Origin of the sequence: Pseudobacillus badius (assembly GCF_002189605.1) — a bacterium.
GTDB lineage: Bacteria > Bacillota > Bacilli > Bacillales > Domibacillaceae > Pseudobacillus > Pseudobacillus badius.
In genome coordinates this window covers 16,339-41,169 of sequence record NZ_MWMM01000017.1, presented here as the reverse complement: position 1 = coordinate 41,169, position 24,831 = coordinate 16,339, and the positions used below count along the sequence as shown (strand labels likewise).

The 24,831-nt window shown below is 45.0% G+C and carries 26 protein-coding genes and 2 tRNA genes; 25 read left to right on the top strand and 3 right to left on the bottom strand.

Annotated elements, in window-relative coordinates; translation table 11 throughout:
- Positions 1–125 precede the first annotated feature (125 nt).
- From metG to rsmA, 4 genes are all read left to right on the top strand, one after another.
- Entirely contained in the window at positions 126–2,159 is a 2,034-nt protein-coding gene (metG, locus tag B1A98_RS17655) for a methionine--tRNA ligase (RefSeq protein ID WP_082821647.1), read from the top strand.
- A 90-nt stretch (positions 2,160–2,249) separates the two neighbouring features.
- On the top strand, positions 2,250–3,020 hold the full coding sequence (locus B1A98_RS17650) for a TatD family hydrolase (protein WP_041114465.1): 771 nt from the start codon (positions 2,250–2,252) through the stop codon (positions 3,018–3,020).
- 8 nt (positions 3,021–3,028) lie between these two features.
- A complete protein-coding gene (gene rnmV, locus B1A98_RS17645; RefSeq protein ID WP_041101883.1) occupies positions 3,029–3,586 on the top strand; it encodes a ribonuclease M5 in 558 nt (185 codons plus the stop codon).
- A complete protein-coding gene (rsmA, locus tag B1A98_RS17640) occupies positions 3,583–4,461 on the top strand; it encodes a 16S rRNA (adenine(1518)-N(6)/adenine(1519)-N(6))-dimethyltransferase RsmA (protein WP_063384035.1) in 879 nt (292 codons plus the stop codon). Before rnmV ends, rsmA begins: the two co-directional genes overlap by 4 nt.
- On the opposite strand, the gene B1A98_RS17635 is transcribed toward rsmA, so the two are convergent.
- Entirely contained in the window at positions 4,451–4,663 is a 213-nt protein-coding gene (locus tag B1A98_RS17635) for a hypothetical protein (RefSeq protein ID WP_063384036.1), read from the bottom strand. The genes rsmA and B1A98_RS17635 overlap by 11 nt on opposite strands.
- Before the next feature lie 56 nt (positions 4,664–4,719).
- On the opposite strand from B1A98_RS17635, the gene yabG reads away from it, so the two are divergent.
- The 21 genes from yabG to B1A98_RS17530 all read left to right on the top strand — a co-directional run bounded on the left by yabG (position 4,720) and on the right by B1A98_RS17530 (position 24,136).
- A complete protein-coding gene (gene yabG / locus B1A98_RS17630) occupies positions 4,720–5,598 on the top strand; it encodes a sporulation peptidase YabG (RefSeq protein WP_041101886.1) in 879 nt (292 codons plus the stop codon).
- Positions 5,599–5,782: 184 nt separating this feature from the next.
- Positions 5,783–6,037, top strand: coding sequence for a biofilm formation stimulator Veg (gene veg / locus B1A98_RS17625; protein WP_041101887.1), 255 nt, complete (start codon positions 5,783–5,785; stop codon positions 6,035–6,037).
- A gap of 182 nt (positions 6,038–6,219) precedes the next feature.
- On the top strand, positions 6,220–6,396 hold the full coding sequence (locus B1A98_RS17620) for a small, acid-soluble spore protein, alpha/beta type (RefSeq protein WP_039234758.1): 177 nt from the start codon (positions 6,220–6,222) through the stop codon (positions 6,394–6,396).
- A 163-nt stretch (positions 6,397–6,559) separates the two neighbouring features.
- Positions 6,560–7,429, top strand: a complete 870-nt coding sequence (ispE, locus tag B1A98_RS17615) for a 4-(cytidine 5'-diphospho)-2-C-methyl-D-erythritol kinase (protein ID WP_063384037.1) — start codon at positions 6,560–6,562, stop codon at positions 7,427–7,429.
- A gap of 67 nt (positions 7,430–7,496) precedes the next feature.
- Positions 7,497–8,330, top strand: a complete 834-nt coding sequence (gene purR, locus B1A98_RS17610; protein WP_063384038.1) for a pur operon repressor — start codon at positions 7,497–7,499, stop codon at positions 8,328–8,330.
- Between the two features lie 12 nt (positions 8,331–8,342).
- Positions 8,343–8,717 (top strand): RidA family protein, encoded by a 375-nt coding sequence (locus B1A98_RS17605; RefSeq protein WP_041101891.1) that lies wholly within the window; start codon positions 8,343–8,345, stop codon positions 8,715–8,717.
- 409 nt (positions 8,718–9,126) lie between these two features.
- Positions 9,127–9,420: a septation regulator SpoVG gene (gene spoVG / locus B1A98_RS17600; RefSeq protein WP_041101893.1), complete on the top strand. Its 294-nt coding sequence runs from the start codon at positions 9,127–9,129 to the stop codon at positions 9,418–9,420.
- A gap of 223 nt (positions 9,421–9,643) precedes the next feature.
- The gene (gene glmU / locus B1A98_RS17595; protein WP_063384039.1) at positions 9,644–11,017 is read left to right on the top strand and encodes a bifunctional UDP-N-acetylglucosamine diphosphorylase/glucosamine-1-phosphate N-acetyltransferase GlmU; all 1,374 of its coding nucleotides are present in this window, start codon (positions 9,644–9,646) and stop codon (positions 11,015–11,017) included.
- A gap of 16 nt (positions 11,018–11,033) precedes the next feature.
- On the top strand, positions 11,034–11,993 hold the full coding sequence (locus B1A98_RS17590; RefSeq protein ID WP_063384040.1) for a ribose-phosphate diphosphokinase: 960 nt from the start codon (positions 11,034–11,036) through the stop codon (positions 11,991–11,993).
- 215 nt (positions 11,994–12,208) lie between these two features.
- Positions 12,209–12,817, top strand: a complete 609-nt coding sequence (locus B1A98_RS17585; protein WP_063384041.1) for a 50S ribosomal protein L25/general stress protein Ctc — start codon at positions 12,209–12,211, stop codon at positions 12,815–12,817.
- Between the two features lie 644 nt (positions 12,818–13,461).
- Positions 13,462–14,028 (top strand): aminoacyl-tRNA hydrolase, encoded by a 567-nt coding sequence (gene pth / locus B1A98_RS17580; protein ID WP_041101901.1) that lies wholly within the window; start codon positions 13,462–13,464, stop codon positions 14,026–14,028.
- 70 nt (positions 14,029–14,098) lie between these two features.
- Positions 14,099–14,329 (top strand): anti-sigma-F factor Fin, encoded by a 231-nt coding sequence (locus tag B1A98_RS17575; protein ID WP_041101903.1) that lies wholly within the window; start codon positions 14,099–14,101, stop codon positions 14,327–14,329.
- A gap of 111 nt (positions 14,330–14,440) precedes the next feature.
- Entirely contained in the window at positions 14,441–17,956 is a 3,516-nt protein-coding gene (gene mfd, locus B1A98_RS17570; protein WP_063384042.1) for a transcription-repair coupling factor, read from the top strand.
- A gap of 131 nt (positions 17,957–18,087) precedes the next feature.
- A complete protein-coding gene (gene spoVT / locus B1A98_RS17565) occupies positions 18,088–18,624 on the top strand; it encodes a stage V sporulation protein T (RefSeq protein WP_041101907.1) in 537 nt (178 codons plus the stop codon).
- A 159-nt stretch (positions 18,625–18,783) separates the two neighbouring features.
- A complete protein-coding gene (locus tag B1A98_RS17560) occupies positions 18,784–20,376 on the top strand; it encodes a putative polysaccharide biosynthesis protein (RefSeq protein WP_125474331.1) in 1,593 nt (530 codons plus the stop codon).
- Between the two features lie 36 nt (positions 20,377–20,412).
- On the top strand, positions 20,413–21,876 hold the full coding sequence (gene yabN / locus B1A98_RS17555; protein ID WP_063384043.1) for a bifunctional methyltransferase/pyrophosphohydrolase YabN: 1,464 nt from the start codon (positions 20,413–20,415) through the stop codon (positions 21,874–21,876).
- Between the two features lie 25 nt (positions 21,877–21,901).
- Positions 21,902–22,162: an RNA-binding S4 domain-containing protein gene (locus B1A98_RS17550; protein WP_041101950.1), complete on the top strand. Its 261-nt coding sequence runs from the start codon at positions 21,902–21,904 to the stop codon at positions 22,160–22,162.
- Positions 22,163–22,280: 118 nt separating this feature from the next.
- A complete protein-coding gene (gene yabP, locus B1A98_RS17545) occupies positions 22,281–22,580 on the top strand; it encodes a sporulation protein YabP (protein WP_063384044.1) in 300 nt (99 codons plus the stop codon).
- Positions 22,577–23,188: a spore cortex biosynthesis protein YabQ gene (gene yabQ / locus B1A98_RS17540; protein WP_041101912.1), complete on the top strand. Its 612-nt coding sequence runs from the start codon at positions 22,577–22,579 to the stop codon at positions 23,186–23,188. The genes yabP and yabQ overlap by 4 nt, the downstream gene beginning before the upstream one ends.
- A 16-nt stretch (positions 23,189–23,204) precedes the next feature.
- Positions 23,205–23,603 carry an FtsB family cell division protein gene (locus B1A98_RS17535; protein ID WP_063384045.1) on the top strand — a complete coding sequence of 133 codons (399 nt, stop codon included), beginning with the start codon at positions 23,205–23,207 and terminating at the stop codon, positions 23,601–23,603.
- Positions 23,604–23,683: 80 nt separating this feature from the next.
- Positions 23,684–24,136, top strand: coding sequence for a S1 domain-containing RNA-binding protein (locus B1A98_RS17530; RefSeq protein WP_063384046.1), 453 nt, complete (start codon positions 23,684–23,686; stop codon positions 24,134–24,136).
- Between the two features lie 256 nt (positions 24,137–24,392).
- On the opposite strand, the gene B1A98_RS17525 is transcribed toward B1A98_RS17530, so the two are convergent.
- Positions 24,393–24,464 (bottom strand) — tRNA-Glu (locus B1A98_RS17525).
- A 68-nt stretch (positions 24,465–24,532) separates the two neighbouring features.
- Positions 24,533–24,606: transfer RNA gene (locus B1A98_RS17520), tRNA-Met, on the bottom strand.
- Between the last annotated feature and the right edge of the window lie 225 nt (positions 24,607–24,831).

Below are 24,831 nucleotides of genomic sequence, written 5' to 3'. Positions count from 1 at the left end.
ACAATTGGCTCTGAATAAGAGAAAATAAAAGAAGCGGTCCTTTTGCCGCTTGCTATGTATATTTTTTTTGTATAATAGTCATAATGTCAATAAATTTAAGTATGAATTGTCCGCTAGGGGCATGAATGGAAAAGAAAGCTCTCAACCGCCGGGTGAGGGCTTTTCTACATAAGAATCAGCGTTTTGAGGAGGGGTACAAAGTGAACGATCAAAAGAAAACTTTTTATTTGACGACACCTATTTATTATCCGAGTGGAAACCTTCATATCGGACATGCCTATACAACGGTAGCCGGTGACGCCATGGCGCGCTATAAACGGCTGCGCGGTTTTGATGTTATGTATTTAACAGGAACAGACGAACATGGGCAAAAAATTCAGCGAAAGGCGGAGGAAACAGGAGTGACTCCGCAGCAGTATGTCGACAATATTGTCTCCGGCATTCAAGAGCTGTGGAATAAGCTTGATATTTCCTATGATGACTTCATTCGCACAACGGAAGACCGGCATAAAGCTATCGTTGAAAAAATCTTTAAGCAGTTATTGGACCAAGGCGATATTTACCTTGATGAGTACGAAGGCTGGTACTGCACACCTTGTGAGTCTTTCTTTACTGAGCGCCAGCTGGAAAACGGCAATTGTCCGGATTGCGGCCGTGCGGTAGAAAAAGTAAAAGAGCAGTCTTACTTCTTTAAAATGAGCAAATATGCTGATCGCCTGCTTGAGTTTTATGAGGCTAACCCGGACTTTATTCAACCGGAATCCCGCAAAAATGAAATGATTAATAACTTCATTAAGCCGGGATTGGAGGATTTGGCTGTATCCAGAACAACGTTTGATTGGGGCATCAAGGTGCCGGGTGATCCGAAACATGTCATCTATGTGTGGATCGACGCTCTTTCCAACTATATTACAGCGCTCGGTTATGGAACAGAAAATGATGAGAAATATCAAAAGTATTGGCCGGCCAATGTTCATCTTGTAGGGAAGGAAATTGTCCGTTTCCATACCATTTACTGGCCAATTATGCTGATGGCTCTGGATTTGCCTCTGCCTAAAAAAGTATTCGCCCATGGATGGCTGCTGATGAAAGACGGAAAAATGTCGAAGTCCAAAGGAAACGTAGTCGATCCGGTCACATTAATTGATCGTTACGGCCTCGATGCGCTGCGCTACTATTTGCTTCGCGAGGTGCCATTCGGTTCAGATGGCGTATTTACGCCAGAAGGATTTATCGAGCGCATTAACTACGACTTAGCGAATGATTTAGGCAACCTGCTTAACCGTACAGTGGCGATGATCAATAAATATTTTGATGGCATCATTCCAGTCTATAAAGGTTCAAATGGAGAGTTTGATCAGCAGCTCCAGCAAATGAATATGGAAACAGTCAGCCAATACGAGGAAGCTATGGAAAAAATGGAGTTCTCCGTTGCGCTTTCGGCTCTCTGGCAGCTGGTCAGCCGGACAAATAAATACATTGATGAAACCCAGCCATGGGTGCTTGCCAAAGCGGAAGAGAAAGACAAGCTTGGCGATGTAATGGTTCATTTAGCCGAATCCTTGCGCCGGATCGCTGTTCTTCTGAAGCCGTTCCTAACACGCACGCCGCAGAAGATGTTTGAACAACTGAATATCCAAAGTGAAGAACTGCAGTCATGGGAAAGCCTGTCTGAATTTGGAGCGATTCCAGAAGGAACGACAGTTGTCAAAAAAGGAGAGCCGATTTTCCCTCGCCTTGAGATTGAGGAAGAAATTTCCTACATCAAAGAGAAAATGCAAGGAGCTCCTGAGAAGAAGGAGGAGCCAAAAGAGGAACCGAAAGCGGAATTGGCAGATGAAATCAAAATTGATGATTTTATGAATATTGATTTACGCTCAGCCACTGTCCTTGCAGCGGAGCCAGTTAAAAAAGCGGATAAGTTATTAAAGCTTCAGCTGGATCTTGGCTTTGAAAAACGCCAAGTCGTTTCAGGCATTGCTGAATTTTATAAACCAGAAGAGCTTGTGGGACGCAAAGTGGTCGTTGTTGCTAACTTGAAACCTGTTAAGCTTCGGGGAGAGCTATCACAGGGCATGATTCTTGCGGGCAAGTCTGACGGCGTATTATCATTAGTCCGTGTAGATGAAAGCTTGCCGAACGGTTCACGGATTAAATAAATTGATTAAATGGAAAAACATAGAATGTTTCACGTGGAACGATTATTCAACGGGAACGTCTATGTTTTTCTTTTAGAAAGGATGAAAAGATTGCTATTCGATACACATGTTCATTTAAATGCAGAGCAATATAAAGAAGATATAGAAGAAGTGATCGGACGGGCTCAAGAAGCAGGGGTAGAAAACATGGTCGTTGTCGGCTTTGACCGTCCGACGATTGAGAAAGCGATGGAGCTCATTGAAAAGTATGACTTTTTGTATGCCAGTGTCGGCTGGCATCCGGTGGACGCGATTGATATGCAAGATGAGGATCTTGCTTGGCTGGAAGAACTGGCGGCGCATCCGAAAGTCGTAGCTTTAGGGGAGATGGGGCTTGACTACCACTGGGATAAGTCGCCTGCCGATATTCAAAAAGAAGTATTCCGCAAGCAAATCCGCCTCGCCAAAAAAGTTAAGCTGCCGATCATTATTCACAATCGGGAAGCGACACAGGACATCGTTGACATTCTAAAAGCAGAGGGAGCAGAAGAAGTCGGCGGAATTATGCATTCTTTCAGCGGCAGCGTGGAAACAGCTCATGAATGTATCGGCATGAATTTTTACATTTCGCTTGGCGGACCCGTCACGTTTAAAAATGCGAAAAAGCCGAAAGAGGTGGCTGCTGCTGTTCCTCTCGATAAGCTCCTCATTGAAACGGATTGTCCTTATTTGACGCCGCATCCATATCGCGGCAAGCGCAATGAACCGGCTTATGTGAAGCTGGTGGCAGAACAAATTGCTGAGCTAAAGGGCTTGGACTATGAAGAAGTAGCCAGCGCTACAACTGAAAATGCCCGCCAGCTTTTTCGCATCGGGCAGTGAGGGCTCCGATGAAAATCAAAGAGATTATTGTAGTAGAAGGAAAAGATGATACAACCGCCATTAAGAGGGCAGTAAACGCGGATACGATTGAAACCAATGGCTCGGCAGTTCCAGCGGCGGTGATTGAAAGCATCAAGCTGGCCCAAGAAACGAGAGGGGTCATCGTCTTTACAGATCCGGACTACCCGGGCGAGCGGATTAGACACATTGTGGCCGGCCATGTGCCCGATTGCAAGCATGCTTTCTTGCCTAAGCATGAGGCGATCGAGAAAAGAGGACGAGGCGTAGGGGTAGAGCATGCTTCTGCAGAAGCCATCCGCAAGGCGCTGAAAGATGCCCAGACAGTTGAGAAAGAAGCCGTCGAACAAATATCCAAGGAAGATTTAGTGGATGCCGGATTAATTGGCGGCGCACAGGCAAAAGAAAGAAGAAAAAGGCTTGGCGAAAAGCTGCGGATCGGCTATACAAATGGGAAGCAGCTTTATAACCGGCTGCTTATGTTCCAAATTACCCAGGAGCAGTTTGCCCAAGCTTTAAAAGAAGTGTTGCAGGAGGAAAGAACATGAAGGATATTGCTACTCCGACGCGAACGAAAGAGATACTGGAGAAGTATGGTTTTTCTTTCAAGAAAAGCTTAGGACAAAACTTTTTAATCGACCCTAATATTTTACGGCGGATTACTGAAACAGCGGAGCTGACGAAGGAGACCGGCGCCATTGAGATCGGGCCGGGCATTGGTGCTTTGACAGAGCATGTCGCCCGTTCTGCGGGAAAGGTCGTGGCTTTTGAAATTGATCAGCGGCTGCTGCCGATTCTGTCTGATACGCTGTCTCCTTATGATAATGTGAAAATTATTCATGAAGATGTGTTAAAAGCAGATGTCGCTCAAATAGTTGAGCAGGAATTTACTGATTTTGAACAGTTAATGGTCGTGGCCAACTTGCCTTATTATGTGACGACACCGATTATCATGAAGCTGCTTGAGGAAAAAGTCCCGCTTAAAGGCATGGTTATCATGCTTCAAAAAGAAGTAGCCGACCGCATTTCAGCCAAGCCGGGCACGAAGGCGTATGGTTCCTTGTCAATTGCTATCCAGTATTACATGACAGCGGAAACCGCTTTTATTGTGCCGAAAACCGTCTTTATGCCGCAGCCTAATGTCGATTCTGCCGTGATTAAGCTGTTGAAAAGAGAGAAGCCGGCGGTTGAAGTGACGAGTGAACAATTCTTCTTTACAGTTACCCGTGCGTCCTTTGCCCAGCGCCGGAAAACGATTTTAAATAATTTAACGAACCAGCTGCCTCAAGGCAAAGAGAAGAAGGAAGCGGTCATTGAGGCGCTCAGCCAGGCTGAAATTGAGCCTTCGAGAAGAGGGGAGTCCCTTTCTCTTGAAGAATTTGCCCGCCTTGCCAATGCCCTTTATCCTGTTTTTAAATCATAAATTGAGGATCGCTGGGGTGGCTGATTTCCACTCCAGTCTCTTCTCTTTGCGTTCTTGAAACAAACCAAGAATCAAAAGGGGTTCGGCGCAACACCTTTCCGGCCGCCTGTGATTGACAAACTGAGAACGGTCCTTCAGCCAAAGAATGGCTGAAGGACCGTTCTTTTTTGTTTTTCTTCAATTGCAGATCGGCATTCCCCAATTCCGGGCCTTTTGCATAAGATAATCGGAAGAGTAAAAATTAACGGGGATGATCACATGGTGATTCGTATTAATTCTATTGTCAGCCGCCCATCTTACGGGAATGACATACTGTTTCGGGTCATGGAGATTAAAGACACGGAGGAAGGCCAAATTGCTATTTTGTCGGGAGAGGACTATAGGCTGATCGCAGACGCCCCGTTCTCCGATTTATTAGAAGTCGGACCTGATGAGCAGCAAAAAATGACGCGGGATACGAGAATGCGTGAAGAACAGTCGCTGCATTTGTTCAGGCAAGAGCTGGAGCTAATCAAGGAAAGACAGGAGTATCGAGCCACAAAATGCTATCGGAATGAAAATGATGTTTTTCAGATACCAGGCAGGGTTCTTCACATGGACGGCGATCCTAATTATTTAAAAAAGTGTTTAGACGCCTATGAAAAAATAGGTCTTCCGGTTTATGGCGTGCACTGTCTGGAAGAAGAAATGCCTAAGAAAATTTCCTCATTAATCGACGAATATCGCCCGGATATATTAGTCATTACCGGGCATGACTCTTATTCAAAAGTAAAAGGAAGCAAATCAGATATAAACGCTTACCGCCACTCTAAATATTTCGTACAAACGGTCCGGCTGGCGAGGAAAAAGATTCCGCACTTAGACCAGCTCGTTATTTTTGCAGGCGCCTGCCAATCTCACTTCGAGTCTTTAATCCGGTCGGGCGCCAATTTTGCCAGCTCGCCCTTTCGTGTGAATATTCATGCTCTTGACCCGGTGTATATCTCCTCAAAGATCGGTTTTACACCGTTCAGTGAAATGGTGGATGTCAGAGAAGTACTGAGAAATACATTAACGGGCAACAAGGGGCTTGGAGGAATTGAAACAAAGGGAGTTCTCCGGCTCGGCATGCCTTTTCAACAAACAGAAGAAGAATAATGGACGCAAAGAATAATTTTGTCATGGTTATTGAATTATTGGGAACGCTAAAAATATGATGAAAAAAGCAGGTTTTTGTAAAATAAAAAACGTTGACAAAAGGGGCTGCAGATTGATAAAATATTTTATTTATTTGACTTGCTATTTAAATCATGTTATCATAAAAATAGTGAGGTGGAAGCGGATGCCAAAAACATTAGCCGACATTAAGAAATCTCTTGACTCCAACCTGGGAAAAAGACTTTTGTTGAAAGCAAATGGAGGACGCCGTAAAACGATCGAGCGATCCGGGGTTCTTGCTGAAACATATCAAGCTGTCTTTGTAGTGGAGCTGGATCAAGAGGAAAACGCGTTCGAAAGAGTGTCATACAGCTATGCAGATGTATTGACAGAAACAGTAGAATTGACATTTGAAGATGCAGCAGGAAGTGCCGTTTAATTTTGCAGTAAACCACATTGTTTACTGCTTTTTTATTTGAAAGAAAGGCCGGCTTGTTCGAAAGATGGTTGTCTGAAGGAGCCGATCAGAGCAGCTTCACTTTTTCTGGTTCCCTTCATTTTCCGCTAATCGTTTTAAACTGGCTGGTTAAGCTATGAATAGCGGCAAAAGGAGGGCAACCAATGGGCAGAAGAAGAGGGATTATGTCTGACCAATTGAAAGAAGAGCTTGCGAAAGAGTTAGGTTTTTATGACACGGTTCAACGAGAAGGCTGGGGCGGCATTACAGCCCGAGATGCCGGTAACATGGTGAAACGAGCAATTGAACTTGCAGAAAACCAGCTTGTCAACAAGCGCTGACACTGTAGCTGACTTCTAACTAAAAAGCCGCTAAGGGATCCGGGGAAACCCGGGTCCCTTTTTATGTAGAAATTTGTTCCATCATGCATCATATTTACAACTCCTAATGGACTTTGTGATAAAATAAGCTAAACTGTATTGTGCGCAAAGTAGGTGGCTTATTGTGAAGATAATGATGAAAGCACCAGCGAAAATTAATTTAACGCTAGATGTGCTGCATAAACGTGCGGATGGATATCATGAGGTTGAAATGATCATGACAACAGTTGATCTTGCAGACCGTATTGAACTAGAACCGCTTAAAAAAGATGAAATCAAAATCATCTCCCATAATCGCTTTGTTCCCGATGACAAGCGTAATTTAGCTTATCAGGCAGCTATGCTGCTGAAAGAAAGATACGGCATCCGCTCCGGTGTGTCGATCGGTATTGAAAAAGTGATTCCAGTAGCAGCTGGTTTGGCGGGAGGCAGCAGCGACGCCGCTGCGACCTTAAAAGGATTAAACAAGCTTTGGAATCTGGGGCTCAGTTTAGATGAACTGGCGGAAATCGGAGCAGAAATCGGATCGGATGTTTCTTTTTGCGTGTATGGCGGTACTGCTCTCGCTACCGGGCGCGGAGAGAAAATACAGCATCTGCCGGCACCCCCGAATTGTTGGGTGGTTTTGGCCAAGCCGACGATTGGTGTTTCCACAGCGGAAGTGTATAAGAACTTGAAAATTAACGGACTCCGTCATCCGGATACCCGGGCGATGATGGCTGCCATTGAAACGAAAAATTACGATGAAATGTGCGCACACCTTGGCAATGTCCTTGAGTCCGTCACACTAAAGCTCTATCCGGAAGTGGCCCAAATTAAAGAGCAGATGGAGCGGTTCGGCGCAGACGCCGTATTGATGAGCGGAAGCGGCCCGACTGTATTCGGCCTGATGCGGCATGATTCCAGAATGCACCGGGTTTGCAACGGATTAAGAGGCTTTTGTGATCAGGTATATGCAGTCCGGCTGTTAGGAGAAGGGATGCCTATTGATTGAATCCGTATATTAAGATATATTTAAAAATAAATATTCGGATTTACTCTTTAGGAGGGTAGAACAAAAGATGAAGTTTCGTCGAAGTGAACGGTTAATTGATATGACGCATTATTTACTCGAGCATCCGCAGCAGCTGGTTTCACTGACTTTTTTTGCTGAACGGTACGGATCGGCCAAGTCATCGATCAGTGAAGATTTATCTATTGTCAAAGAAACATTTGAACAGCGCGGTATCGGCTCGCTTCAAACGATTCCAGGAGCTGCTGGCGGTGTGAAATATTTTCCAAAGGTTGGCGAGATGGAGGCACGGCAGTTTATCGCCGGCCTTTGTGAGCAAATTGAAAATCCGGAAAGGCTTCTTCCCGGCGGCTATTTGTACATGATGGATTTACTGGGCCATCCCCAGGTGATCCATCAAGTTGGCAAGCTCCTTGCCTCCGCCTATGCCGGAATGGACATTGATGCGATTATGACAGTTGCTACTAAAGGGATTCCTATTGCTCATGCAATTGCCTCCCACTTAAATGTGCCCGTCGTCGTCGTACGCAGGGACAGTAAGGTAACGGAAGGCCCGACAGTCAGCATTAACTATGTGTCCGGGTCCACGAAGCGGATACAGACCATGGTGCTGGCCAAGCGCAGCTTGAAGGAAGGCTCCAAAGTACTGCTCGTAGATGATTTTATGAAAGCAGGCGGAACCATTAACGGAATGATTAGCCTGCTTGCCGAGTTTAATGCCTCCGTAGCTGGAATTGCGGTATTAGTGGAAGCTGAGCATGATGAAGAACGCCTTGTAGAAGACTACATATCGCTTGTTAAGCTGCAAGATGTCAACGTTCGCACGTCTGCTATATCTGTAGTAGAAGGGAATTATTTCTCTAAAAATATACAGTTTTCATAAGGAGAGGGTAGAATGAAAGTAGTAGCGACTAATCAAGCACCAGCGGCCATTGGACCGTATTCTCAAGGCATCATTGTCAATAACTTGTTTTATAGCTCTGGACAAATCCCGTTGACACCTGCAGGGGAACTAATTGACGGTGATGTGACAGAACAAACCCATCAAGTATTTAAGAATCTGCAGGCTGTCCTGGCTGAAGCCGGCGCTTCACTTGATACCGTGGCAAAGGCTACTGTTTTTATTGCTGATATGAACGAATTTGCGGCTGTGAATGAGGTGTATAGCCAGTATTTTGGCGAACATAAACCAGCCCGCTCTTGTGTAGAAGTAGCAAGACTTCCAAAAGACGTGAAGGTTGAGATAGAAGTAATCGCACTCGTGAAATAATCGCCAGTATCGGTTTGTCGGCAAAAGGGGTTCGGAAGGTTCTTATTCCGAATCCCTTTTTTATTTTGTTTTATTTCAAGAGTGCAGTTAAAATAACAAATTCCTCCAAGCTCATGGGCCGGGCATCTCTGAACCCTTCCCTCCTTTGGCTCCCTCGGTTTTCAAACAGGCGCGGCTGTAAGTTTGCCCCTATTCCTGTGAATCCTGCTGATTGGAATGAAGGGCGCGAAGACTCCTGCGGAAAGCGAAGCGCCTGGAAGACAAATCAGTCATCCCTCCGGCCATAGGCAGGATAAAAAGAATCTTCTTAAAATAAAGTAAATTTTTTTCAAAAAAAAGAAGGAATATTTTAAATATTATTGAATAGTTAGTTTAGGCTTTTTATATAGGGGAAAAAGGGGTGAACAGAATGGAAGTAACTGATGTGAGACTACGACGTGTCAATACGGATGGCCGCATGAGAGCGATTGCTTCTATTACGCTGGACAATGAATTCGTTATTCATGATATTCGCGTAATCGATGGCAATAATGGCTTATTTGTAGCAATGCCGAGCAAACGTACGCCAGATGGCGAATTTCGTGACATTGCCCATCCAATCAACTCCAACACACGCGGTAAAATCCAAGATGCTGTTTTAGCTGAGTATCACCGTCTAGGGGAATTGGAAGAAGTGGAACTGGAAGAAGCAGGAGCTTCATAAATTTAAGCGCAACAAGAGCCTACTTCATATGTATGGCTCTTTTTTAATTGAAAAAATCCCCAATTTTCTCCTCTAATTGTCTTGTTTGGAATTTTCTTTCTTTTCCCCCTTTTTATTTATAGCTGATTCAATGACAAAAATTTGTCATTTTTTAAGCTGTCTTGAAATAAGAGACCTTTTAAGATATAGTCAATAAGGATAAAAGGTTATAGGGGGACCCTCAATGACGAATATTTATGCTGTCATTCTTGCAGCAGGCAAAGGCACTCGAATGAAATCCAAGCTTTACAAAGTGCTGCACCCTGTATGCGGTAAACCGATGGTAGAGCATGTAATTGATCAAATATCCGATTTACATACACATAAAATTGTGACGATTGTTGGCCATGGCGCAGAAAAAGTCAAAGGCTATCTTGGCGAAAAAAGCGAATTTGCTTTGCAGGAAGAACAACTGGGCACCGCCCATGCAGTGATGCAGGCAGAAGCAATTCTTGGAGAAGAAGACGGCTGCACACTTGTTGTCTGCGGCGATACACCGCTTATCAAGGCTTCTACTATGGAAAAGCTTGTAAACTATCACCAAGAACAGCAAGCGAAAGCAACGATTTTGACGGCGTATACAGAGACGCCTGACGGCTATGGACGGATCATCCGCAATGAACAGGGAATGGTCGAGAAAATCGTTGAGCATAAAGATGCAACGGCTGAAGAACGTCAAGTAAAAGAAATTAATACAGGTACGTATTGCTTTGATAACCGTTATTTATTCGACACCTTGAAAAAGGTTTCCAATGACAATGCCCAAGGCGAATACTATTTGCCGGATGTCATTGAAATTCTTAAGAAGGCTGGAGAAAAAGTAGCAGCTTATCAGACAGAAGACTTTAATGAAACGTTAGGCGTCAATGACCGTGTGGCTCTAAGCCAGGCGGAGAAGATTATGCGTGACCGCCTGAATGAGCAGCATATGCGCAATGGCGTAACGCTCATTAGCCCGGAAAATACTTTTATCGGTCCGGATGTGGTGATCGGTTCGGATACGGTGATCCATCCAGGAACTGTGCTATCAGGAAACACGACGATCGGCGCCGGCTGCGAAATTGGCCCGAACAGTGAAATCAACAACTGCCAAGTAGGCGATGAAACCGTTATTCGCCACTCTGTAGCTGCTGATAGTGAAATCGGTGCACGCGTAGCGATCGGCCCGTTTGCTCACATCCGTCCGGCTTCTGAGATCGGCGACGAAGCAAAGATTGGCAACTTTGTTGAAATTAAAAAGACTGTTTTCGGCAAAGGCAGCAAAGCTTCTCATTTAAGCTATATCGGAGACGCGGAAGTAGGCAGCGGGGTTAATCTTGGCTGCGGCTCGATCACTGTGAATTATGATGGCAAAAATAAATTTTTAACCAAAATTGAAGACGATGTGTTCATCGGCTGTAACTCCAATCTAGTCGCTCCGGTGACGGTAGGCAAGGGAGCATATGTGGCAGCAGGTTCGACCATTACTGATGACGTACCTGGAGAGGCGTTATCCATTGCCCGTGCCCGTCAAGTAAATAAAGAAAATTATGTAGAAAAATTAAATTTTAAAAAATAAAGGCGGAGGTCCACCCATGCATAATCAGTATTTAGATCCGAAATTGAAACTCTTTTCCCTTAATTCCAACCGAAAACTTGCGGAAGAAATCGCTGAGATCATCGGTGTAGAATTAGGGAAGTGTTCTGTAAAGCGTTTTAGTGACGGAGAGATACAAATTAACATTGAAGAAAGTATTCGCGGCTGCGATGTATATGTCGTTCAATCGACAAGCGCGCCAGTTAATGAAAACTTAATGGAAATGCTTATTATGATTGATGCTCTAAAGAGAGCCTCTGCTAAAACAATTAATATCGTTATTCCTTATTACGGTTATGCACGTCAGGACCGCAAAGCCCGCGCCCGTGAACCAATCACTGCTAAATTGGTAGCCAATTTGCTTGAAACTGCAGGAGCAACCCGTGTGATTACACTTGATCTGCATGCACCGCAAATTCAAGGATTCTTTGATATTCCAATCGATCATTTAATGGGTGTGCCAATCCTGTCTGATTACTTCAAAGGAAAGAATTTCAGCGGAGACGACATTGTCATCGTTTCGCCTGACCATGGCGGAGTCACACGCGCCCGTAAAATGGCTGACCGTTTAAAAGCGCCGATTGCCATTATTGATAAGCGCCGCCCGAGACCAAATGTAGCGGAAGTAATGAATATTGTCGGTAACATCGACGGCAAAATTGCCATTTTAATTGATGATATCATTGATACAGCTGGCACGATTACACTTGCGGCTAACGCCCTCGTTGAAAACGGAGCGAAGGAAGTCTATGCATCTTGTACGCATCCTGTACTTTCAGGCCCGGCCATCGAGCGCATTCAAAACTCTAATATTAAAGAGCTTGTGATTACGAACTCTATTGCTCTTCCTGAAGAGAAAAAGACCGATAAAATCGTTGAACTGTCTATTGCTCCTTTAATCAGTGAAGCAATTATCCGCGTGCATGAAGAGCAATCTGTCAGCACACTATTTGATTAATAGAAAAGCGGCAGGACTGCCTTTGCACGAACAAAATAGCCTTCCCTCGAAACAGCCGATATGACGGCTTTAAGAGGGAAGGCTATTTCCGTGTGTGTTTAGAGAGAAGCACTTGCCTGATCTTTTTCATGTTTATTTAGCAAGCAATGAGGGAATAGATGAATAAGACCAGATTTTCAGACAGAGATCATAATACAGGAAGGTGAGTTTCTCTAATGAATGCAGTACTTGAAGCAAAACAACGCAATCAATTTCAAAGGTCTGCCAAAACGGAACTTCGTGAAAATGGAAATTTCCCTGCTGTTGTTTATGGGAAAGATGTCGAGGCAAAATCTATTTTTATCAATGAAGGAGAGTTCTTCAGAGTAATAAAAGAGGTGGGCCGCAACGGCGTCATTTCTTTAACAGTAGATGGAAAAAAACAAAATGTGGTTTTACATGATTACCAGCAAGACCCAATAAAAAATGACATTGTCCATGCTGATTTTCTAGCGGTAGATTTATCATCCGAAATCACCTCCAATGTTCGGGTTGATTTGGAAGGAGAAGCCGCCGGAGCAACAGAAGGCGGTGTGGTGCAGCAGCCGCTGTTTGAGATCTCGGTAACGGCAAAAGTAAGCGAGTTTCCGGAAAATATAAAAGTAGACATTTCCAACTTAGCTATCGGCGACAGTCTGTCTGTGGGCGATATCCGCGGCAGCCAGCCGTTCACCATCAACCATGAGGATGATGAGGTGATTGTATCTATACTTGCTCCGCGTGTAGAGGAAGAGCCAGAGGAAAGCGATGCGGGCGAGCCGGAAGAAGCGAAAGAGGAAGAATAATATAACAAACGGCCGATTGAACATGGGCTCAGTTTGGCGGCAAAAGGGGTTCGGAGGAGTCTTATTCCGAACTCCTTTTGATTGTTTGTTAATTTTCCAGCAGTCGAGAAAAAGCTAGACCTCTCCCAGTCGATGATTCTCTTCCGTCAAGCTATAAATAAAAGAGAAATGAATCGGCCGGGCTAAATGGTTCTGGGGGAAGGCTGGTTTTGCTGCACGGCTTTTCGCAAGCAGTTTCTTCCTCACAAGCGTTTGAGCGATTTACTTTCAACTAGCCCTCGTTATCCAGCTGCGCTAACTTTATACACCTGTTGATTGGAATGGAAGGCGAAAAGACTCCTGCGGGATCAGCGGGACAGGAGAGACCCCGCAGGCGCTTTGGCGCTGAGGAGGCTCACCGCCCGCCCCGCGGAAAGCGAAGCGTCTGGAGTGGAAATCAACCGTCCCATTGACAAGCAAACTAAAAAGACGATAGGCAAGCGTGCATTTCATTGAGAGTTAGTTTGTCTATAACCTGAGCCCATTGAACATGGGCTGTTTTTTTATGTGTGAAAGCAGGGAGGAATATAATTAAGCGTATAATTTCTGCTTCATGTGCGTTATACTTAAATTAATTTAGTGAAGAAAAATTTGAGGTGCAGAAGATGAAGCTAGTTGTTGGTCTCGGCAACCCGGGAGCAAAATATGCAGGTACGAGGCATAATATCGGTTTTGATGTCATTGAAGAATTAGCCGAGCGTTTTCATTCCCCGCTTACAGAAGCAAAACACAAAGGCATTTACACAATTGTGCGGAAGGGAACAGAAAAAGCCATTTTGCTTAAGCCGCTTACATATATGAATTTATCGGGGGAAAGCATCGGAGAGGTCATGCGATATTATGATATAGCGACAGACGATGTGGTGGTCATTTATGATGACTTAGACTTGCCGGCCGGGCGCATCCGCCTCCGCCAAAAGGGCAGTGCTGGCGGACATAATGGGATCAAGTCAACGATTTCCCATTTGGGCACGCCAAACTTCAACCGCATCCGTATTGGGATTGACCGTCCAGTTCCGCCTATGAAGGTTGTGGATTATGTGTTAGGGAGATTTACGGAAGATGAGCAGCAAAAAATGAAACAGGCCGTTGCAAAAAGTGCAGATGCTGTGGAGGCTTGGCTGGAGAAGCCGTTTCTGGAAGTAATGAATGAATATAATATCCAAACATGAATAAATGGTGCCTTCTCTGCCTATACTAACGTTAATACATAACGGTGGTTAGCAGCAAAGGAGGACACACATGGCCATTCATTACGTTTGCCGCCATTGCGGAACAGCAGTTGGCAGCCTTAAACAGCCGGTCGTTTCCAGTCGGCAGCTTGGCATTCATGCCCTGACGGAGGACGAGAGGATCGAAATGGTTCAATATGATTCAGAAGGAAATGTGACGATCAAAACGATATGTGAAGATTGCGAGGAATCCCTGCAAAGGAACCCCGATTTTCATGAATATGATTATTTTATACATTAAAACAGCTTTGGATAGCGATCCAAAGCATTTTTCTGTTTTCCACCGGGGCCATATACAGAAAGCCCTGGCTGAACGGACAGTTAAGCGTCCATTTAAGGGGAGGAAGAAAGCGTGAATAGTTTACAACAGATTCTCTTACAGAACAATGACATTCAATCTATATTCGAGGGGATATCAGGAGGCCTAAAGGAGCAGCTGGCAGCGGGACTTTCAGGGTCATCACGGGCGCTGTTTATTGCGGCGTCCTATGAAAAAACAGGCAAGCCGATTATTGTAGTGACGTACAACCTGCTGCAGGCACAAAAGCTATACGACGATTTGGTTCAGTTTATCGACGAACAAGAGGTGTATTTATACGCTGCTAATGAATTAATAGCAGCGGAAATCAGCGTGGCCAGTCCTGAACTGCGTGCCCAGCGGATTGAAGTAATGAATCATATGGTGCATCGGGAAAAAGGCGTCTATATTGTTCCGGTGGCCGGATTGCGCAAGCTCCTCCCTCCAAAAGAGAGATGGGCCAGTTTGCAGAGGACGATTGCCGTAGGTGAAGAAGTTCATTTAGAGGAACTGATTCATCAATTTGTCCAAATGGGCTACCAGCGCACCGATATGGTCTATGCTCCGGGTGAATTCAGTCTGCGCGGCGGCATTATCGATATTTATCCATTAACGATTGAGCATCCTGTACGTATTGAGCTGTTTGATACAGAAGTAGATTCGATCCGTACATTTTCTATGGAAAATCAGCGTTCCATTGAGAACAAATCTACTATTGAAATCGGTCCGGTGACGGAAACACCTTATTCTCCGGAGCAGCTTGTGATCTTGTCTCAAAGGCTGGAAGAAGCTTTGCAAGAATCGCTGAAAAAAGTAAAGAAAGCAGAAACGAAACAGCTGATTCAAGAAAACATCGGCTTTGAGATCGACCGGCTGAAACAAGGGATCCCGATTGAAGGGCTAACGAAATATACTGCTCTTCTCTATGAAAACCCGATGAATTTAACCGATTACTTACCGCAAAACGGCCTGGTTTTTTTTGATGAAATTAGCCGGATCACGGAAATGAATGACTCCCTTCAGCAAGAGGAAGCGGAATGGTATACAAGTTTGCTGGAAGAAGGCAAGATCATCCATGACATTAAGCTTTCTTATCACTTTACAGAGGCTTTATCTACTATCCGCCAGCCGATTATTTATCTAGCTTTATTTTTGCGGCAAGTGGCTCATACGAAGCCGGAGAACATCGTGAATTTCTCTTCGCGGCCCATGCAGGATTTTCACGGACAGATGAATGTTCTCCATGCGGAGGTGGAGCGGTGGAAGAAGCTTGGAATGACTGTGGTGTTTCTCGGTGAAAATGAGGAGCGGATTGCCAAGGTTCAGCGAGTTTTAGCAGATTATGAGATTGAAGCCGCTAGTTCGCTAGAGAGAAACAGCATCATTCCGCAGGCAGTGCAAGTAGCTCGCGGCACATTAACAGCCGGTTTTGAATTTCCGGCTTTGCATCTTGCGGTCATTACCGAGCAGGAACTTTTCAATAAAAAGCCAAAAAGAAGCAAACGCCGGCAAAAGCTGTCTAACGCCGAGCGGATTAAAAGCTATTCCGAGCTAAAGCCGGGAGATTATGTGGTGCATGTGAACCACGGGATCGGAAAATATTTAGGTATCGAGACGCTCCAAATTAAAGGGGTGCACAAAGACTATTTAAATATTAAATACCAAGGAACAGACCAGCTTTATGTTCCGGTAGAACAAATTGAACTGGTCCAGAAGTATGTCGGTTCGGAAGGAAAAGAGCCGAAGGTATATAAATTGGGCGGCAGTGAATGGAAGCGGGTAAAAAATAAAGTTCAGTCTTCTGTGCAGGATATTGCCGATGATTTAATCAAGCTTTATGCCGAAAGGGAAGCGGCAAAAGGCTATGCCTTTTCTCCTGATGGCGAAATGCAGCGGGAGTTTGAATCATCCTTTCCATATGAAGAAACGGAAGATCAGCTGCGCTCCATTAATGAAATTAAAATAGACATGGAAAAAGAGCGGCCGATGGATCGTCTTCTGTGCGGAGATGTCGGCTACGGGAAAACAGAGGTAGCCATCCGGGCAGCTTTCAAGGCGATTGCCGATGAAAAACAAGTTGCCTTCCTTGTGCCGACCACCATCCTTGCCCAGCAGCACTTTGAAACGATGAGTGAGCGTTTCCGCGACTTTCCTGTCGAGATTGGCTTGCTGAGCCGCTTCCGTTCAAGAAAGCAACAGACGGAAACGATTAAGGGGCTTAAAAGCGGCACGGTGGACATTGTGGTCGGAACGCATCGCCTTTTATCCAAGGATATTCAATACAACGATCTTGGCCTGTTAATCGTCGATGAGGAGCAGCGCTTTGGGGTAACGCATAAAGAGAAAATTAAGCAGCTGAAGACAAATATAGATGTCTTAACATTAACAGCTACACCTATTCCGCGAACCCTCCACATGTCGATGCTCGGCGTGCGGGATTTATCTGTTATTGAAACGCCGCCGGAAAACCGTTTTCCGGTGCAGACCTATGTCGCTGAACTTAACCCTGCTTTAATCCGCGAAGCCATTGAGCGGGAGCTTGCCCGGGAAGGACAAGTGTTTTACCTATATAATCGCGTAGAGGATATTGAGCGCAAGGCTGACGAAATTGCCATGCTTGTGCCTGATGCCAGGGTGGCGTATGCTCATGGGCAAATGACCGAACGGGAGCTGGAAACGGTTATTTTAAGTTTTCTGGAAGGAGAATTTGATGTTCTCGTCACGACGACTATCATTGAAACAGGTGTGGATATACCGAATGTCAATACGCTCATTGTCCATGACGCCGACCGGATGGGCTTGTCCCAGCTGTACCAGATCCGCGGCCGTGTCGGGCGCTCCAACCGGGTAGCTTATGCCTATTTCATGTACCGCAAAGATAAGGTGCTATCGGAACAAGCGGAGAAGCGTTTGCAAGCAATCAAGGAATTCACCGAGCTTGGCTCCGGATTTAAAATTGCGATGCGCGACTTATCCATCCGCGGCGCAGGGAATTTGCTCGGTTCTCAGCAGCATGGATTTATCGATTCCGTCGGCTTCGATTTATATTCTCAAATGCTGAAGGAAGCAATCGAACAAAAACAAGGCACCGACAAAAAAGAAACGGCGCCTTCATTCGAAGCAGAAATTTCAATTGATGCCTATATCCCGGATGCTTACATTAAAGACAGCCGCCAGAAAATTGAGATGTATAAACGGTTCCGCAGCATTGAATCCTTAGAAGAGGCAGAGGAACTGAAAGAAGAAATGATCGACCGCTTTGGAGATTATCCGCGGGAGGTGGAAGACCTCTTTAAAGTGGCTGAAATGAAAGTGTATGCTGCAGCTGCTCAGCTGGAATTAATTAAACAGGAAAAAGAATCCGTCTATATATTGATGAACGAAGCCGGCACGAAGGAAATCGACGGTTCGAAAGTATTTGCAATATGCAACAAGCACGGCCGCTCAGTCGGCTTGGGCATGGAAGACAATAAGCTGAAGATGACCATCGACAGCCGAAATATGACAACCGATACATGGTTTGAAATAGCTTTTGACATCATAAAAAATCTGGAAACTGCGAAAAAATAGAGGGAAAAACACAACAAAATGTATAGAACTTCCCAGATGATAAATAATAACAATCACAGGGGCAATGCCATCGGTCTCGTGTCGCTGGCCCATTGTCAATTAATCATCTGAGGAAAGTGAGGCAACATAAGATGAAAGCAACTGGTATCGTTCGTCGAATCGACGATTTAGGACGGGTCGTCATTCCAAAGGAAATCCGCCGTACATTAAGGATCAGGGAAGGAGACCCGCTGGAGATTTTCGTTGATCGGGATGGGGAAGTTATTTTAAAGAAATACTCTCCTATTAGTGAACTAGGCGACTTTGCTGAAGAATATGCAGAGGCCTTGCATGACAGTCTGAACTCGGCTGTATTAATTTGTGACCGCGATGCGATTATTTCTGCTGCCGGAGTATCCAAAAAAGAATACGTGAATAAAAGCATTGGCGAAGTGATCGAAAAGGCAATGGATGATCGGCAAAGCATGCTGCACCATCCGCAGGCGCAGGTGTCCTTCGTAGACGGACGTGAAGAAAAGGTGCAATCGTATACGCTTGCTCCCATTATTGCAGGCGGAGATCCAATCGGCGTTGTTGTTATTTTCTCTGATGAACGAGCGATCGGAGAAGTAGAGCGGAAATCCGCCGAAACCGCCGCCAGCTTTTTAGCTAAGCAAATGGAAAGTTAATCGGGAAGGGAAGCAGAAGAGAAGCTGCTTCCTTTTTTGATGAATGGCGATATAAAAGCGCCAAGCTGCCGAACATTTGCCTGTCTGGGCAGAACAAGGCACTTGCGCTTTTCAGGGTAAATATATTAAGTTGAAAGCAGTATGTTTTAGAAGGGCAGAGTGTTGATATTGCCATTGAAAGAAAAAAATTCATTGATGCGGGGAGCCGCTATTTTAACGATGGCGGCTATCTTTATAAAAGTTTTAAGTGCTGTGTACCGCGTCCCATTTCAAAATATAGTGGGGGATATTGGCTTTTATATTTACCAGCAGATATACCCCTTTTACGGGATTGCTACAGCCCTGGCTACATACGGGTTTCCGGTCGTTATTTCCAAGCTGGTAGCCGAATCGGGAGAGAACTTGCAGCGGCGCCGTGAGGTTATCAGGCTTTCTTATTGGGTGACAGCGGGCACAGGCATGTTGTTGTGGGCACTCGTCTTTTTTGGGTCAGAACGAATCGCCAATCAAATGGGAGACCCCTCTTTACAGCCGCTCCTTCAAATTGTGGCCTTCTCCTTTCTTTTTATTCCGTTTCTGAGTGTATGGCGGGGAACGTTTCAGGGAGAGGGAAATATGGTGCCTACAGCTGTTTCACAAACAGTGGAACAATCTATCCGTGTCGGGGCGATCTTATTGTTTTCCTCTGTTTTGATTGGGAGAGGCGCTTCGCTTTACACGGCGGGAGCAGGCGCCTTTGCCGGCTCTATAGCAGGCAGTGTCGCTGCTGTAGGGGTCTTGTTTTACTTTACGCGGAAACAAGGTCTGTCGGCGGGAAGAAAGGCAAAGCTTGATCGTTTAATCACGGGGAGAGACATTCGGCTGCTTTTTATCCAATCGGCTGCTATTTGTCTTCCAAGCATAGGGATTGTTTTGTTTCAGCTAATTGATTCTTTTAATTTATACGATGGGCTTCTTAAAGCAGGCATGGATGAGTGGGGAGCAAAAATGGCCAAGGGCACTTATGACCGCGGTCAGCCGCTTTTGCAGCTTGGCACGACGGCCGCCGCTTCCCTGGCTTTAACCATTGTGCCGCTTGTGACATCCGCTTATCGCAGAAACCGGCAAGAGGAGCTCGACAACTGTATTCAGCTGGCGCTCAAAGCCAGCTTTGTCTTTGGCTTGGCAGCGACGGCCGGATTGATCAATATTATGGGAGCAGTTAATACCATGCTGTTTGAAAATAGCAGCGGCTCTTTTATTCTGTCTATTTTTTGTGCTTCTATTTTGTTTAGTTCGCTGGCTCTTACATTGACAGGTATTTTACAGGGGTTTGGAAATGATTTTATCCCGGCTCTCGCTGTATTAACAGGTCTTGTTTTCAAGTATATTGGAAATGCAGGGTTGATTCCCCGTTTCGGAGCAGCAGGAGCAGCCGCTGCTACGCTTTTCGCCTTTCTATCGATTGCCGTTTTTCTGGGCATTTTTCTTAAGAAGAAGTGGAAGACCGTTTTGATTGAGAAAGCAGCAGCCGGCAAAGCTCTTTTTGCGGCTTTTTGCATGACGGCTGTGCTGCAGGCTTGGAAATGGCTTGTCGGCTATGCCTGGCCCCACGAAGAAAGCAGCCGGCTGGTCATGACGCTTTTGGCGTTAAGCAGTGTTGCGATCGGAGCGCTTGTCTTTATTTATATCATTTTAAAACTAAAGCTTTTTACAAAAGAAGAACTTCAGCAAATCCCGTTTGGCAGCCGGCTGAGCAAAAGGCTCAACTAAGCCATTCAAAAATCACAGTGGAAAGAGAGAGGAAACATGACGCCATCTATTACTATTGCCGGCCTTGGAGCCGGAGATATCAATCAGCTGCCTCTTGGCATATACAGGTTATTATTAACAGCAGGAAAGGCTTTTGCCCGCACGCTTGACCATCCGGTGATTCACGGGCTCCAGCAGGAAGGCATCCGCTTTGAAAGCTTAGACTATATGTATGAAAAGCATGATCAATTTGAGGCGGTCTATGAAGAGATTGCCGCTTTTCTAACAGAGAAAGCCGAGGAGCACGGCCATATTATTTACACGGTGCCGGGCCATCCGATTGTGGCTGAAAAGACAGTCCAGCTCTTGCTTGAGCAGAAGCAAGCAGGGGCATTAGATGTAAAGATTGCCGGCGGGCACAGCTTTCTGGATGATCTTTTCGCTTCTGTTGGGGCAGATCCGATCGAAGGCTTTCAATTTCTTGACGGCACCGCTTTAAAAAAAGAAGACCTAAATATTTTTCAGCACATAGTTATTGCCCAAGTATATGATGCGTTCGTGGCCTCCGATGTGAAGTTGACATTGATGGATAAATATCCGGATGATTATCCTGTGACGATCGTGACGGCGGCTGGAAGTGCAAATGAACAAATAAAGCAGCTGCCTTTATATGAGCTGGACAGGCAAGTAACGCTGAATAACCTCACGTCTTTGTATGTGCCGCCTGTGCAAAAAGAAGAAGATACTTACAAAGAGTTTTCTGTACTGCGCCAAATTATTGCCGCCTTGCGCGGCCCGGATGGCTGTCCGTGGGATCGGGAGCAGACGCACCAATCTTTGAAAAAGTATTTAATAGAGGAAGCTTATGAGCTGCTGGAAGCAATTGACCGTGAAGACGACGATCACATGGTTGAAGAGTTGGGGGATGTCCTGCTCCAAGTAATGCTGCACGCTCAAATTGGCGAGGATGAAGGCATGTTTTCGATTGAGGATGTGATTCAATCTATTTCCCGGAAAATGATCCGCCGCCATCCCCATGTGTTTGGCGATGCGACGGCCGAAAATGCAGAGGCCGTCGTTTCGAATTGGCAGAAGATTAAAAGTGAAGAAAAAGGGGGAGCCCCGTCTTTTCGGCTGGATGAAGTAGCTAAAGGACAGCCGGCGGTGCTGCGGGCTTATGAATTGCAAAAAAAGGCGGCCAAATCAGGATTTGACTGGGATGACGCTGCCGGTGCGATGGAAAAGGTAATGGAAGAGTGGCAGGAATTCCTGGATGAGGTGAAGAATGAGGATAGCAGCAAGCAACTCGACGAATTCGGTGATATTCTGTTCGCGCTGATTAACGTTGCCCGCTTTTATGATATTCATCCGGAGGAAGCCTTAGCAAAAGTAAATGAAAAGTTTTACCGCCGTTTTAACCATGTAGAAAAGAGAGTGAAGGAGAGCGGCCGGCCATTTGAGGATTTTTCATTGGATGAGCTGGATGCTTTTTGGGACGAGGCAAAAAAATTAGGTTTATAAAAAGGGAGAGAAGCAGATGTCCACAATGAGACTAGATAAATTCTTAAAGGTTTCACGATTAATTAAACGGAGAACCTTAGCAAAGGAAGTAGCAGACCAGGGTAGAATCACTATTAATGGGACAACGGCAAAGGCCAGCTCTAACATCAAAGAAGGAGACGAGCTGTCTATTAGACTAGGCCAGCGCGTGCTGACTGTAAAGGTAGAAAAACTCCAGGAAACGACAAGAAAAGAAGAAGCCGCCGGCATGTATCAATTGCTGAAAGAAGAAAGAATCAACGAATAAGCGAGGCTGACCGCTTAAAAGACTGATAGGCTTAAATTTCTTACTTCCCCTCATAGTTTCGCTCCTGCTTGCATACATTTAGTGGCAAAGCTTGTACTTTGCAGTGAGGGGGAGAAAGATGAATCAGGCGTATGATTCGGTTAATAATCGCTCAACTGATGGCCATGATATTGTCATGCAAGGCAGAAAGATCATGGAAATTACCGGAGTCAAACAAGTAGAAAGCTTCGACAGCGAGGAGTTTTTACTGGTCACTGTCATGGGAATGCTCATTATAAAAGGTGAAAATCTGCAAATGAAAAACTTAGACGTAGACCGGGGGCAGGTGGCGATTAAAGGCCGCATCTCCAGCTTTGTCTATACAGATCAATCCACGGGCGATAAATCAAAAGGATTATTTAGTAAGTTGTTCAAATGACGCTAACCGTTCAATTTGAAACGTTATTGTCGATGATCGCCATGGGGATTTTCTTTGGAGCATTCCTGGACACCTATCAAAGGTTTTTAAAGCGGCAGACCCGGCCGCGAATCATTTCTTTTTTCACGGATATTGTGTTTTGGTGTGTATTTGGATTGTTAATCTTCTATTGCTTATACCGAGTGAATTTCGGAGAGATCCGCCTCTATTTGTTTCTGGCGCTTCTTTGCGGCTACTCAGCTTATCAGGCACTGTTCAAACGGCTGTATGCGCGGCTTCTTGAACAAGTTATTTTAACAGTAGTCAATCTTTTCTTATTTTTAAAGAAATGCTTTTATTTTCTCATTATCCTCCCAATTAAGCTCATCATCAAAGCAGTCCTTATTGTAACTGGTTTAATAGGAAAGACTTTGCTGCTTCTTGCCAAAACAGCCCTTTCCCTATTATTATTGGTAGGAAAGATTGTTTTCTCACCTGTTTTCTTGGTTTGGCGCTTTTTTCCTGATAGAATACAAAAGAAAGCAGCTATTTTAAATGAGAAGCTGGCAGGATTTTTCTTATTAGTCAAGAATACAGTTATCAATAAAGCAAATCGCTGGAAAAAATGAGCCGGGAGGAAGGGAAATGAGCGGTTTAAACAAACAAAAAGTAACTGCCTTGAAAAACGCCTTTGTCTTCAGCCGTGCGAGAAAAGACTTGTTTCTGGCAAGGCATAAAAAAAAGCTTTACAGAAGGCTGGGGGCCTTTATGATCGTAGCCCTGATTCTTTCTATTGGCTTGATGTCGACTCTTTACTCACGAACGGCCCATCTTGAAGAGCAAAAGCTTGCAAAGGAAGAAGCAGAGGCAACACTTGCAGAGTTAAAGCAGCAGCAGAAGCAATATGAAGAAGAATTGAAGAGACTGGAAGACGATGAATACATCGCCGAGCTGGCCAGGAAAAAGTATTTTTTATCAGAGGATGGAGAGATTATCTTTAATATTCCTGAATCAGATGAGAACGGCGGGAAAAGTAAAGAATAAGAAGGTATATTGACACCTTTTTTTTTCGTAATATAATAAAGGTTAAAGTTTGATCATTTCTAAGGAGGAACATTTTTTTTATGTCAATCGAAGTAGGCAGCAAGTTACAAGGTAAAGTGACAGGGATCACTAAATTTGGAGCGTTTGTTGAACTGCCGGAAGGCTCAACAGGATTAGTGCACATTAGTGAAGTGGCGGACAACTATGTAAAAGATATCAATGATCATTTGAAGGTCGGCGATGAAGTAGAAGTAAAAGTCATTAATGTGGAAAGTGATGGAAAGATTGGTCTATCCATCCGCAAGGCGAAAGACCAGCCGCCGCAGCAACAGCAACAGCAGTCCTATCGTCCCCGTCCAAGAAACAATGATTACCGCTCTAAAGGACCAAGAGGAGGAGGAAACTATTCAGCTCCGAAAGAAAACTTTGAACAAAAAATGGCCCGCTTTCTGAAAGAAAGCGAAGATCGTCTGTCTACCTTGAAACGCCAAACAGAATCGCGCCGCGGCGGTAGAGGAGCGAAACGGGGTTAATTGCTGTCTATTTAATTATATCTATGATCGGATCGGAAAACATTCAGCAGCAAAAACGGCTTTGCCCAGTTATAAGAACTGGACAAAGCCGTTTTTTACTGACAGCCGTCTGTCGGAAGCCCCCGGGCTGGACGGAAGAAGCTAAAAATGTGAATAATCCGAAACAATAGGTCAAAATATGCCACTAAATTCATAAATAAAAAACCAGATTTCAGACAGACCGCTTGGATCCTTTGAAATCTGGTTTTTTTGCCGATGACCCGTACGGGATTCGAACCCGTGTTACCGCCGTGAAAGGGCGGTGTCTTAACCGCTTGACCAACGGGCCTTTTTCGTGAACAGCAGCGGCCGGCCCATAAATCGGCGCCGGCAACCGGCTGTATTGGCTTTTCTTAGTAGCGGCGGAGGGGATCGAACCCCCGACCTCACGGGTATGAACCGTACGCTCTAGCCAGCTGAGCTACACCGCCATAATTGAAGTAGAATTGAAGCACAATGAATATAATACTTAGGTTGCAAGCAATTGTCAATTACTTTTTAATAGTTTATCAAAAATTATTTTATTCCGAGCCAATAAAAGATCTGTATGCTCTCATCCGGCTGATAAAAAAAGTGACTTTTCTTGCTGTCGAACGTTTTTTTGAGAAGTCTTCTCTTTTTGACAAACTTTGAAAGCATTGTTTTGTATAATTGCG